Here is a 12,490-nt window from a genome sequence, read left to right as displayed (position 1 = left end):
GCAAAGGGAATGATTCGTTTTGAAAACGTCTCCAAATCCTATGACGGCAATATGCGTGTAGTAGACTCATTAGATTTGGAGATTTCACGTGGGGAGTTTTTTGTTTTGATTGGACCGAGCGGTTGCGGGAAAACAACGACACTGAAGATGATCAACCGCCTAATATCATTATCAGAAGGCTATATCAGGATTGATGGAAAGAAAATTAGCGAGTATCCCATCCATGAATTACGTTGGCGCATCGGATATGTACTCCAGCAAATCGCCTTGTTTCCTCATATGACAATCGAGGAGAATATCGCGATAGTACCTGAATTGAAGCAATGGAAAAAATCTCGTATTCGAAAGCGTGTAATGGAGTTGATGGAAATGGTAGGTCTAGACCCAGATACATATCGCCGACGAAAGCCTAGTGAGTTGTCAGGTGGGCAACAACAGCGAATCGGTGTAATCCGGGCACTTGCCGCTGATCCAGATATCATTCTGATGGATGAACCATTCAGCGCACTTGATCCGATAAGCAGGTCGAAGCTTCAGGAAGATTTATTGCATCTTCAAAAGACGATAAAGAAAACCATCGTCTTTGTTACACACGATATCCAGGAAGCGATGAAATTGGGAGACCGTATTTGCATTTTAAAAGATGGTAAGATTGAGCAACTCGGTACGCCTGAAGAGATTATTGCTGCACCTGCTACACCATTTGTCCGAGAATTCATTGAAAGTGCCGGAACTAAACCCTTTACAATGTCTGAACACCTAACACCTGTCGTTTCTGACATATCGGAATTACAGATTTTGTCCGTCGATGCTGATTGGATTGAAATTCTTGATGCGATGGTAACTTCGGAACGTGTCGCTGTCCAACAAGAGAATCAGATCATCGGAACCTTGTCACGCAAAGACATTCTTAGCTTTCTTGCAGTAGATGCCAAAGAGAGGGTGGGACAGTGATGCGTGAATTCCTTTCCGTTTTCCAAGACCGCAAAGGTGAATTGGCAAGCGCTTTGCTTGAGCATATCCAAATCTCGTTAATCGCCCTCTTTTTCGCTGTTCTCATATCCATTCCTATCGGGATTTATTTGACAAATAAACAACGGATCGCGGAACCGGTCATTGGTGCTAGTGCCGTATTGCAGACAATCCCGTCACTTGCGTTGCTCGGGTTGCTAATCCCATTGTTCGGTATAGGCAAAGTCCCTGCCATCATTGCTCTTGTAGCGTATGCGTTATTGCCTATTTTGCGCAACACATACACAGGCATCAAAGAAGTCGATCCTTCATTAAAGGAAGCAGCGACCGCAATGGGCATGAACAACCGAAAACGGCTCACAAAAGTTGAGCTGCCACTTGCTATGCCTGTCATCATGGCGGGTATTAGGACTTCCATGGTGCTCATCGTAGGCACGACGACTCTTGCCGCATTGATTGGAGCAGGTGGACTCGGTGATCTCATATTGCTTGGAATCGATCGTAATAATACTTCATTAATCATACTTGGAGCAATTCCAGCAGCACTGCTTGCACTCGCCTTTGACTTCTTATTGAAAAAGTTCGAAGGGCTGTCCTTCAAGCGCGCGGCTATTGCACTTATTGTATTTTTCATCGCCGCTTTGCTTGTCATCGTTTTACCGTTTCTATCTGGTAATTCTAACAAGCATCTCGTTATCGGTGCGAAGTTAGGAGCAGAACCTGAAATTCTTATTAATATGTACAAACTTCTCATTGAAGAGGAAACAGATCTCACTGTCGAATTAAAACCTGGACTTGGTAAGACATCATTCGTCTTTAATGCATTGCAGTCTAAAAGCATAGACTTATATCCAGAATTTACAGGTACCGCATTGTCGGAGTTTCTGAAAGAGGAAGCCGTCAGCAATGATCGAGAAGAAGTTTATGAGCAGGCACGCGCCGGGCTCGATGACCAATTCGATCTTTTATTGTTGGAACCGATGGACTTCAATAACACCTTCACACTCGCTGTTTCAAAAGCATTCGGGGAACAATTTGGTGTGGTAACCATTTCTGATCTCCTATCTGTAGAGAATGCCGTCAAAGCAGGTTTCACACTCGAATTCAATGACCGTGAAGACGGTTATCGAGGCATTAAGGATTTGTACGGAATCGACTTTCCTTCTGTCCAGACAATGGAACCGAAGCTGCGCTATCAGGCCATTAAAACTGGAGATATTAATCTGATGGATGCCTATTCTACAGACAGCGAATTGCAGGAATATGAAATGAGAGTGCTGGAAGATGATAAAGAGCTATTCCCACCCTATCAAGGTGCTCCTCTATTGCGAAAAGACACCCTAGAGAAGCATCCTGAACTAAAGGAAATTCTCAACAAACTTGCAGGTCTAGTGACAGATGACGAAATGCGGGATATGAACTTCAAAGTAAATGCGGAAGGAGAGAAGGCTGAAGATGTCGCTCGTCAGTTTTTAGAGGAAGCAGGGTTGTTGGAGTGAAGTAACTGTTTGATGGATTTAAATGGCATAATGAAGTATCAAACTCGGAGGAGTGAGCCAATGAAAATCAATGATGAAGCTCGCGAAAAATTATTGAATGCAGTGGAAGGACTGACTGATGAAGAATTGAACCGCAAACCTTCTGGCGATAGATGGTCTATCCGACAGATTCTTGAACATCTTTACCTTATGGAAGGCGGCATCGCCAAAACGATTCAACACCAGTTAGCCAAAGGTGAAGCACATAAAGCACCAGACAAGCCTATTGAACGTACGGTCGATCGCTCCGTTAAAGTGGAAGCACCCGATTTTGCCCGTCCTGCTAATGATTTCGTGACATTGCATGAACTAAAGGAGAAACTCACACAGACACATGGTCTACTTAGTAAAATTGCAGAAACGGCTCCTGATGAACTGCTTGAAGTTAAATCGTTCCCTCATCCAGTATTCGGCGACATGAACCTGAAGCAATGGATCCCTTTTGTCGGCTATCACGAACTGCGTCACATCAATCAGATCCAAGAAGTGAAAGAAGCTTTGAAATAAGTGACAGGCACCTATTTACTAGGTGCCTGTCACTTTACTTTTACAAAAGTCCATAAACTCCTAGAGAAGTCCATTAACTCTTCTAAAAGCTCATATATTCACCCAAAAGTCCATAACTTCTATCTCACTGAACCGTATAACCGCCATCCAACACAACCGCTTGACCCGTTATTCCTTTAGCACTTTCGCTCGATAAATATAGAGCAAGATCCGCAATCTCTTTGACGTCCAGCAAACGTTTTTGTGGAACAAGAGGATAGATGACTTCCTCTAAAACAGATTCTAATGGAACACCGCGAACTACAGCTAAGTCTTCCAACTGATTGCGGACGAGCGGTGTGTCGACATATCCCGGGCAAATGGCATTGACCGTAATGCCGTCCGATGCCGTTTCCAAAGCAGCAACTTTTGTCAGACCAATGACACCATGTTTGGAAGAGTTGTAGGCTGCTTTCCCTGCAAATCCAACTAGTCCATTAATTGAAGCCATATTCAAGATTCGTCCGAATTTCTGCTTTCTCATATGCGGTATAACCAATTTCGTTGCAATAAATGGTGCGGTCAACATGACTTTCACAAGCAGTTCGAACTTCTCCGTCGGGAAGTCTTCAAGCATCGCTACATGTTGCAAACCTGCATTGTTGATCAAAATATCAATTCTTCCAAAATGAGCAATTGCTTCATCGATTGCTTGTTGGATTTCCTCTTCACTTGTCACATCACACTTAATACCGATTGCACGTCCACCTAAAGCGGAAGCCGCAGCTTTCACTTTCTCTTCATTCAGATCCGTAAGTACAACAAGTGCACCTGCTTCTGAAAACTCTTTTGAAATCTCAAATCCGATCCCTTGAGCCGCACCGGTGATGAATAGTACTTTGTCTTTGACCATAGTATTTCCTCCTTAATCCATATGTTGTTCCTTTAATAGTACACGTATTTTACAAATAGATTAATCAAATAGGCCCGTATGTTAGACAGCTCGATCTTCACCACAAAAAAATGGAGAAAGCCTATAGCTCCCTCCGCCATTTTGATAGTACTTAAAATTCAAATGACATCCGCCCATCTTTTTCTGTCTGGATATCAACGAGCTGACGATATAATTCATTGCTCTTTAACAATTGCTTATGTGTACCTTGATCGATTGCTTGTCCTTTATCAATGACAATGATCTGGTCAGCCTCCTTAACGAGGTCCATATCATGCGCAACAATGATTGTCGTGCGGTTCTTCATCAATTCCTTCAGCGCCTTTTGGACAGCATGTTCCGACTTTGCATCCAGGCTTGCTGTCGCTTCATCCAACAAGAGAATGGGTGCATTTTTAATGAATGCACGAGCAATGGCAATACGTTGACGTTGTCCGCCTGACAACTTAGAACCGAACTCCCCTACTTCTGTATCGAAGCCTTCTGGGAATTTCTCGATGAAGCTCAGTGCATCAGCATGTTCTGCCGCCTGACGCAATTCTTCAATGGATGCCTCGTGATCCAGACCGTACGTAATGTTATCGCGGATAGTACCGGAAATGAGTGGACTAGCTTGCGCAACATAGGCAATCGAACGGCGCCAGTCATCGACGTGAATCGCTTCAGCAGGCGTATTCCCGATCATTACACGACCGACGCCTGGTTTGTAAAAACGCTCAACCAATTTCAAGATTGTCGATTTCCCACACCCACTCGGGCCTACGAAAGCCGTCACTTTGCCTGCTGGAATCGTCAAGTTCAAGTTATTCAGGACTTTGCGGTCCGTATAGCCGAATGAAACATTCTCGAAGTCCAAGTCTTTGCCGATTTCTGGTGCCATCGGTTTTTGTCGTTTCAAATCTTCATCTTCACCCTCAACAATATCTGCAATGTTTTCCGTTGCTCCTCTAGCTTGTTTGAGCGTCTGCCAAAGAATCCCGTATTTTAGGACATTGTTATGGATGAACTGAACGTACATGTAAAAACCGATCAATTCACTGACACGCATTTCGCCGTTCCCTACTAAAATTCCACCATAGATAAGTACAGTTCCGACGACGATCGCCTGTGTACTTTGCATGAGCGGTTCAGCAAACAGGTCGACAATAGCCCGTTTTTTCTCTGCTGTGTAGTGCTTTAGCAGAACTTCATCACCATGCTCAATTTCCTCTTCCTCTTTACCGAATGACTTTACAAGGCGCATTCGCTGTAGTCTTTCTGCGAAAAACGCAGTAATCCCTGCAAATCTGGCTTGTACACCGAGCTGTGTCTTCTGTGTGTAATGCCCGACGCCAGCCGTGACGATCAAGATGTACGGAATGACCGGTAAAAGCGCCAATGTCAGCTTGACGTTCATGTTATACATGATTGCAATCGAAGATACTAACGTGAATGTCGCTAGAATTGTTGCTTTAGCATTTTTCACTACGATATCAATGTATCCCGGGTCAACTGTAATACGGCTGATCAGTTGTTGGGACGGTTGTTTGTTATATTCAGGTATCGGCATTCGCATTAATTTCGTCCAAACTGTTTGTTGGATATTTCTTTTTGCGATCGGGCCTGCTATTGCACTGAATAATGCTGAACTGGCAGCAAGAATGGCGGCCAAAATACCTAATCCAATGTATGCAAAAACCACTTTGTTATCAAATATTTGACCATCTATGATTTTCATCGTATATTGCGGCAATAGAAGTCCGAGGCCGGCCCCTGCGAATCCGAAAATCAACCCAATGATATACAATCCCCATGGCAGTTTGGATTTTTTGACGAGTCCAAAAAAGCCTTTCCATCCGCGCTTCTTATTCTCTTCCATGTAAATACCTCCTTCTAAGTATGAACATATCCTTTACTGCGCAGATGATTTTTGGTGTAAACGGACAAACTCACGATATAGTTCATTCGATTTCAATAGCTCTTTGTGCGTACCTGCTCCATCTACTTCGCCTTCGTTGATGAGGATGATTTGATCCGCATCCTGGATATTGGACAGGTCGTGAGAAATGACGACAGATGTACGTCCTTCCATAAGTGTATGAATCGCTTCCTGCACAAATTGTTCCGCCTTACTGTCGAGGCTCGCTGTTGCTTCGTCCAATAATAGGATATCGGAATTACGTAATATCGCTCTGGCAATTGCAACCCGTTGGCGTTGTCCACCTGAAAGGTTCGAACCGGCTTCCCCGACATATGTGTCAAACCCGAATTCCAGCTCTTCGATGAATAAAAGTGCGTTCGCTTTATCTGCAGCTTCTGCTATTTCCGCATCTGACACTTCACGATTCATGCCGTAGATGATATTTTCACGGACTGTTCCTGAAATAAGCAAGCTATCTTGGTCGACGACTGAAAAAAGATTACGCCAGCTATGTAGGTCATATTCTGCAATCGGTTTTCCATCTGCTTTGATTGTGCCGAGTTGTGGTGTGTAAAACTGCTGTAATAGTGCAAAGACAGTCGACTTGCCACTTCCACTTGGACCGACAATCGCTGTTTTCTTACCTTTAGGTATCGTGAAATTCAAGTTGGAGAAGACATTTTTATCACCATATCCAAAAGCGACATTAGTAAAGGTAATATCACCTGTCAGACGGTCAATTGATTCTCCTTTATCGTACACTTCCAGTTCATTATCCATCAGTTCTGAAATACGAGTTGTCGCTCCTTGGCTATTTTTCAATTCAATATACACCATGAAGTAGACGCTGATTGTTCCTGAAAGCATACCGACATATAGGAAGAATCCAACCCATTCTGTCATCGTTATCAAATCAGCTTTCAACAAGAAGACTCCGTATCCGATGATGATGATATTTTGAATGATACCTAGAAACTGAGATACCGGATTTTCAATCCATGCAACAATCGACCGCTTTAAATTCGCTTTATAGTAATATTGTAAGTTTTGCTGCCCACGTAAATCTTCTTTAGATTCTGTAACAAATGTTTTAATGACAGGAACACTCATCAGAAGTTCGGATAAGAAAGATGTCAGTTTGGAAAGTCTGTTAAATGTGATTTTATTGACGCGGTAACTCCATTTTCCGTAATAGACGTTAAAGAGAATATTGATCGGAATGTAGAACATGACCGCAAGAGCCAATCTCCAATTATATGTAAATAGTACGGCAATAACGCCAAAAGTCGTATAAACTGTAGCAATTGTAGAAGGTAACCATGTACCTAATACGTTACTGATTGTCGCTGAATCCGTTGTTATCCGACTGATCATCTCTGTCGGCTTCACATGATCAAACATATTCATAGGCGATTTCATAATACGATTCCAAATTAACGAACGATAACGGACATCGATTTTGAAGTTCAGTAAATTGTTTAGATAACGGACGACCCCTGATATTAGCGTACCTAAAACGATAACGATGACCGCGCCATAGATGACTGGTTTTGTTATGACCCCAGTCATAATCTTAGATGAATATCCTGGCAGCATAAGTGTCAATTGTGCGGATAAAATCCATACAGCGATTACGATGATCATCCATACCCAAGGAATTTTCGCTTTGAATATAAGTTTAAAATAGGATTTCCAGATACCTCGCTCCTGGGCATCGGCTTTGGCAAATATCGATTCTTCTTTTTCAGGCTTTGTAACCATTCAAGTACCTCCTTATTCACTACATCAAGACAATATACAAGCACTTTTGATTGTTTTAAATTTCTGTTAATTCATCATAAAAAAAACTGTCTTGGAATGATTTTTTATAAAGCTTGAGAAATGAATTCCAAGTAGAACTGACGATCCATATGGCCAAGATTCACTTTTGGCTCTTGTCCTTTTTGGAATAAAATCACAGACGGAAAGCCCATGATATCGTATTTGTTTACGAGTTCATGTGATTCTGCAATCACTTCTTCTGTTTTTGCATAGACTTTTTTAAAGAGCAACTTGCCTTCAAACTCTTCCGCGAATTCTTTGCTGACGGGATCCATTGCTTCACATGCTCCACAATTATCTGTTGAAAAGATTAGAACGACTGGAGTTTCAGATTCAAGTACTTCTTGTTCAAAGTTTTCTGGTGTAACGTTTGTAAACGCTGTCATTTTTTTCATTCCCCCATTTTTGAATAACTCTATTAGGCTAACAATTTAGATTTCATACTTCCTACAATATCGCCTATCTTAGTGTAGGGCAATAACTTCTGTCCATATCTTCCATAACCGTGCACATACTGTACGAAATCTCGACTTTCATTAAAAACAGACAAAAAAACCCATCCAGCAAAAGTGAACTGGATAGGTTGTATACTATGGTCGTTGGATATCCATCACTTCACGAACTGATCGATGAAATGTTGGGGATTCAATTTTTCACCCGTCGCTTTTTCAATCTTTTCATTCCACGGATAACGTGCACCCGGTTTGAAAAACTCGTTAATGAGGAATTCACCCGCTTTTTCCGTGAATAAATCCTCTGTTACTTCTTTTTCGATAAACGCTTGTAGCTGTGAAGTCGTCAACTCGCCAAGCAAATAGTTCTGGTAATAAACCGGTGCCAGAGTGAAATGGATTTTTGCTGCCCAATGTGGATAATCCTGATTGTCAGGAGGATTGACAAATTGAGTGTCTTTGACAATTTTCCACCAAAGCGTGTTCAAATCCTGATCGGGATTTTCATACAGTTCCCGTTCGAAGAAGGTGAATGTCATCATCCATCTTCCTGCTATGAGCATTTGCCAGCGCAACGATTTTTCGATGAGCGGTGTGAGCTCTGCAACTTGGGATTTATCCAACTCGATAAATTTCTCAAGCCATGCCGGATTTTTGCTGAAGCGACCATACAGCATTGCAATCGCTTCCGTCGTCAGCGTATGTGCCGGCGTGCGCAAGATGAATGGCAGGTCACTGTCGATATATTTGAAATAGACGGCATGGCCGAATTCGTGCAACATCGTTGTGGACCAATAATCCGATTGCGTATTGTTGCATAAGACACGCGTATCCCCTTCACGGTCGATATCTGTACAGAATGCGTGTTGGTTTTTATTGTCCCTTGGATACAGATCACTGTTTTCAATCATATCCGTAATATCCATGCCTGTGCTCTTGAACGTATCTACCGTCAAGCCTTCCAGGTCTTTCCCGTCATAAAATGGATCTAGATCGAGCCCTTTCAGCGCAGGTGCTTCTTGGAAAAACGGATCGCCGTAATGCCATGGACGCAACTCATCGACCGATAGATTGAAACGTTCTGCCAAATCTGCATCGATTTCTTGCTTTAGCTCCCCGAAAGGTTTGTCGGACAGTTCCTTCAACTCACGGAATATCGAAAATACTTCCTCACGATCTAAATCCTGTAATGCAAAGCTCATTTCATGGTAGTTGGCGTAGCCTAATGAACGGGCCACTTCATTTCTTTTCTTCACTAATACTAAAAGTTTTTCTTCCACTTCCTTGCCGATTTGCTTGCTCGCAAGCCACGCTTTCTCCCGCTCCGCAGAATCATTACTTTTGACAAGAATCTGACGGATATCGTTTTCAGTCACCGACTGCCCATCGATTTCCGACCGGAATGTATTGAAGACCCCGATCAATTCCGTAGACAGCTCTACCATTTCTTTCAGGTCCTCCTCCGGGATCTGGTTCTGTGCCATCCCATTATGGATCACATCGAGCTGCCGCTTTTCAAGATCTGTCAAATCTTCTTGTTTCAAATAGACTTTCACTTGCTCGAAACGTTCTTTATCCGCCAAATACAGTTTGTAGGCGGTTTGTGCTTGTGCTGTTTTATTTCTCCATTGTTCTTCACCCGTAGTATTTGCTTTCCATGAATTACTTGCGCTTTCGATATGTAGTTTTCGGACTTCTTCATTATAGTTATTCAAAAACTGTTGAACTGTCATGTACTGCACCCCTTTTATTTTAATACGTCTCTCTCTCTATTCGTCGTGGACTACTAAAAACCCTTTCGACTCCCTAAACTTTTTTTAAACAAAATGGCTTCGCTACAGTAAATAGCAAAGCCGCTTTTCGTCTATATTCAGTAACCAGCTTGCATGGCTTTCAAATAAAATAAGCCTCCATTTACAATTTCAATCTTAATCCTAGGTTCATATTGCTCTTCCATCGCCTTTTTCTCCACATCGTAACTATCAGGTCGTTCCTCTACTCCTTCGTAAAAATACTCCAATACATTTCGATCTTTTTTCCATCTCTTGTGCACATCTTCAATCCAACTATGATCATCTTGCTTGATCAAATCCATTATGGCCAGTTCCATCCTTCCCAGCGCCCTCAACGGTTTGATTGTATACGGTAAGTTGAATACATGTTCAGACGTCTTTGCATCGAGTCGGACTTCATTCAAAAACTCTTGGAAGCCATCGACCATTTGACCAGTCATCAAATTCATCCCTAACGAATAGAGGGACTCCTTTGTCTGATCACTCGAATAGGTTACTTTAAAATTGACACCTAGCCACGGTGTTAGGACAATCGTTACACCATCTGTCCGCTGAATGCGTTCATACATTCTAACAACAGATCCTTGCTCTCTCGTCACTTGAAACAGCTGATCGAGTCGGCGTGAACCGTAATGGATTACTTCTCCGAATACTGCTTCCTTGTTTTTCGTCACATCTGTGATGAATGTGAGTTGCGCAGGACATGGAACTGCATCCGTGCTTTCAACGTATTGCCAATAATAGGGACGGTTCATAATCTTTTTATCCATGTCGATTGTCAACTGGATGCGCATGTAATGCCCTTGATCATCAATGATTTGACAGTTGTTTTCACGGAAGAACCGGTTCACATAATTGTGTATCTGTTGTGGAAGCATTAGGTATACTCCTTTCGTTAAATGGACATTTTATAGGATGTTAAAATCGCGTCAAGTTCTCCGACCACTTTCTCGAACACTCCGATTTTCGTATGAAGCAATTCCACAATATGATCATCGATTGTATCTTCTACTGCTAAGTTGTAAATGTGCACGTCCTTTTGTTGTCCTAATCGATGCACACGCCCAATCCGCTGCTCGAGTTTCATCGGATTCCACGGTAAGTCATAGTTGACGACGTAATTGCAAAATTGCAAGTTGATGCCTTCGCTCCCTGATTCCGTAGCAATAAGCACTTGTGCGTTTTGTTGGAATAAATGTTTCATCCAATCTCGTTTGCTTTTGCTGAATTTCCCATTGAATAAGACACTTGTAATGCCTTTTTCATATAAATACGCTTGCAAATAGGATTGCGTTGCTCGATATTCCGTGAATATGATCACTTTATCATTTGCTTTCCGAATCAATTTCAACGCTTGCTCTGCTTTTGAATTCATTTGTAAGGCCTGCAATTTCAAGACTAGGCAATCGACAGCTGCTAAATCTTCTGCAGATGTACATTTTTCCCGCATGTTCATTAATGTATAGAAGACAGCTTCTTTACTGCTGCACATTTCTCTTTGCAATGTAATGACAGAAAACGCATCAGAAAAAACGTCGGAATGCTCTTTAAGCGCAGCAATCATATCGTACAATTCGCGCTCTTCTGGAGAAAAACGGATAGGAATGATTTCCACGTGACGGTCTGGCCATTTAATGCCCGTTGCTTCCCTTGTATTGCGCACCATCACTTGATTGACGAGTTCCCTGAGAAACTCTTCGTGCTCTACATTATGCTTGCTCGCAGAAAAAGCAGATTGGAACGTTTCGTAGTTGCCGAGATGACCCGGTTTTAATAACGTGATTAAATAAAACAGTTCAAACACATCATTTTGAATAGGGGTTGCTGTGAGCAAAAGGCAGAACTTCTTCTTCAAATGTTGGACGAACTCGTAATTTTTCGTTCGATGGTTTTTCAATTTATGAGCTTCATCTATAATAACTAAATCAAAATCCTGCTCGTAAATCCGTTCTTTATGGGGACTTCGCTTTGCCATATCAATGCTCATGACGACAATATCGCAATGATTCAGGTCGTATTTCTTATTGAACTGCATGGCAGGTATATGGAATTTGCGGTTCAATTCATCGATCCATTGATTGACGAGTGAAGCTGGAGCGAGTATGAGCGCTTTTTTCACAAGGCCCCGTATCATATATTCTTTTAAGATTAGACCCGCTTCAATCGTTTTTCCAAGTCCTACCTCATCAGCCAAAATCGCTTTTCCGTTCATTCGCTCAATGACCGTTTCCGCAACTTCCAATTGATGGGCAAACGGCGTGAGGTTAGGAAGATAGTTAGGAGATTGCAAACCGCGAAAATCAGTGATTAATGTAGATTTGGCAACTTCGTAAGCCATATTGTAAAGCGTCCAATTATCCCAGCCATCATCTTTTTCCAGACGTTCCGTAAAGCTCTCTTTCCAATTTGAAGAACGTTCAATCAGCATAGACATCCCCTCGAAATCGTTTTCTTTCTATGTATAATGTCCATCTTTGTCATTCCTATGTTAAGCATTCGTAAATTAGGAAGCAGACAGCGTTCAGGAAGTGTAAATAAATCCTTCAAACTCGGTGATACTAAAAATGTGCTTTTAA

At 42.2% G+C, this 12,490-nt stretch carries 10 protein-coding genes; 3 read left to right on the top strand and 7 right to left on the bottom strand.

Annotated features, from left to right (window positions below):
* Positions 1-9: 9 nt before the first annotated feature.
* Genes H9649_RS10375 through H9649_RS10365 form a run of 3 tightly spaced genes read left to right on the top strand, consistent with a single transcriptional unit; the run spans position 10 to position 3,017 of the window.
* Positions 10-954: an ABC transporter ATP-binding protein gene (locus tag H9649_RS10375; RefSeq protein ID WP_191694710.1), complete on the top strand. Its 945-nt coding sequence runs from the start codon at positions 10-12 to the stop codon at positions 952-954.
* Positions 954-2,471: an osmoprotectant update ABC transporter permease/substrate-binding subunit OpuFB gene (opuFB, locus tag H9649_RS10370; protein ID WP_191694708.1), complete on the top strand. Its 1,518-nt coding sequence runs from the start codon at positions 954-956 to the stop codon at positions 2,469-2,471. The genes H9649_RS10375 and opuFB overlap by 1 nt, the downstream gene beginning before the upstream one ends.
* Positions 2,472-2,531: 60 nt before the next feature.
* Entirely contained in the window at positions 2,532-3,017 is a 486-nt protein-coding gene (locus H9649_RS10365) for a DinB family protein (protein WP_191694707.1), read from the top strand.
* A 124-nt stretch (positions 3,018-3,141) separates the two neighbouring features.
* On the opposite strand, the gene H9649_RS10360 is transcribed toward H9649_RS10365, so the two are convergent.
* From H9649_RS10360 to H9649_RS10330, 7 genes are all read right to left on the bottom strand, one after another.
* Positions 3,142-3,909 (bottom strand): 3-hydroxybutyrate dehydrogenase, encoded by a 768-nt coding sequence (locus H9649_RS10360; RefSeq protein ID WP_191694705.1) that lies wholly within the window; start codon positions 3,907-3,909, stop codon positions 3,142-3,144.
* Between the two features lie 151 nt (positions 3,910-4,060).
* Positions 4,061-5,806, bottom strand: coding sequence for an ABC transporter ATP-binding protein (locus tag H9649_RS10355; protein ID WP_191694703.1), 1,746 nt, complete (start codon positions 5,804-5,806; stop codon positions 4,061-4,063).
* A gap of 33 nt (positions 5,807-5,839) precedes the next feature.
* The gene (locus H9649_RS10350) at positions 5,840-7,609 is read right to left on the bottom strand and encodes an ABC transporter ATP-binding protein (RefSeq protein ID WP_191694701.1); all 1,770 of its coding nucleotides are present in this window, start codon (positions 7,607-7,609) and stop codon (positions 5,840-5,842) included.
* Positions 7,610-7,713: 104 nt separating this feature from the next.
* Complete coding sequence (locus H9649_RS10345) at positions 7,714-8,055, bottom strand: thioredoxin family protein (RefSeq protein WP_191694699.1); 342 nt, start codon at positions 8,053-8,055, stop codon at positions 7,714-7,716.
* Between the two features lie 224 nt (positions 8,056-8,279).
* Positions 8,280-9,854: a M2 family metallopeptidase gene (locus H9649_RS10340; RefSeq protein WP_191694697.1), complete on the bottom strand. Its 1,575-nt coding sequence runs from the start codon at positions 9,852-9,854 to the stop codon at positions 8,280-8,282.
* 137 nt (positions 9,855-9,991) lie between these two features.
* Positions 9,992-10,792 (bottom strand): YqhG family protein, encoded by an 801-nt coding sequence (locus H9649_RS10335; protein WP_191694695.1) that lies wholly within the window; start codon positions 10,790-10,792, stop codon positions 9,992-9,994.
* Between the two features lie 17 nt (positions 10,793-10,809).
* The gene (locus H9649_RS10330) at positions 10,810-12,348 is read right to left on the bottom strand and encodes a DEAD/DEAH box helicase (RefSeq protein ID WP_404828730.1); all 1,539 of its coding nucleotides are present in this window, start codon (positions 12,346-12,348) and stop codon (positions 10,810-10,812) included.
* Between the last annotated feature and the right edge of the window lie 142 nt (positions 12,349-12,490).

Source organism: Sporosarcina quadrami, from assembly GCF_014836615.1.
Lineage (GTDB): Bacteria > Bacillota > Bacilli > Bacillales_A > Planococcaceae > Sporosarcina > Sporosarcina quadrami.
The sequence above is the reverse complement of the archived record's forward strand: the minus strand, read 5'-3'. Positions and strand labels throughout refer to the sequence as shown.

Bases quoted from the DNA above. Each gene is read 5' to 3' on its own strand.
- H9649_RS10375 (WP_191694710.1), top strand. From the start codon at position 10: ATGATTCGTTTTGAAAACGTCTCCAAATCCTATGACGGCAATATGCGT.
- opuFB (WP_191694708.1), top strand. From the start codon at position 954: ATGCGTGAATTCCTTTCCGTTTTCCAAGACCGCAAAGGTGAATTGGCA.
- H9649_RS10365 (WP_191694707.1), top strand. From the start codon at position 2,532: ATGAAAATCAATGATGAAGCTCGCGAAAAATTATTGAATGCAGTGGAA.
- H9649_RS10360 (WP_191694705.1), bottom strand. From the start codon at position 3,909: ATGGTCAAAGACAAAGTACTATTCATCACCGGTGCGGCTCAAGGGATC.
- H9649_RS10355 (WP_191694703.1), bottom strand. From the start codon at position 5,806: ATGGAAGAGAATAAGAAGCGCGGATGGAAAGGCTTTTTTGGACTCGTC.
- H9649_RS10350 (WP_191694701.1), bottom strand. From the start codon at position 7,609: ATGGTTACAAAGCCTGAAAAAGAAGAATCGATATTTGCCAAAGCCGAT.
- H9649_RS10345 (WP_191694699.1), bottom strand. From the start codon at position 8,055: ATGACAGCGTTTACAAACGTTACACCAGAAAACTTTGAACAAGAAGTA.
- H9649_RS10340 (WP_191694697.1), bottom strand. From the start codon at position 9,854: ATGACAGTTCAACAGTTTTTGAATAACTATAATGAAGAAGTCCGAAAA.
- H9649_RS10335 (WP_191694695.1), bottom strand. From the start codon at position 10,792: ATGCTTCCACAACAGATACACAATTATGTGAACCGGTTCTTCCGTGAA.
- H9649_RS10330 (WP_404828730.1), bottom strand. From the start codon at position 12,348: ATGTCTATGCTGATTGAACGTTCTTCAAATTGGAAAGAGAGCTTTACG.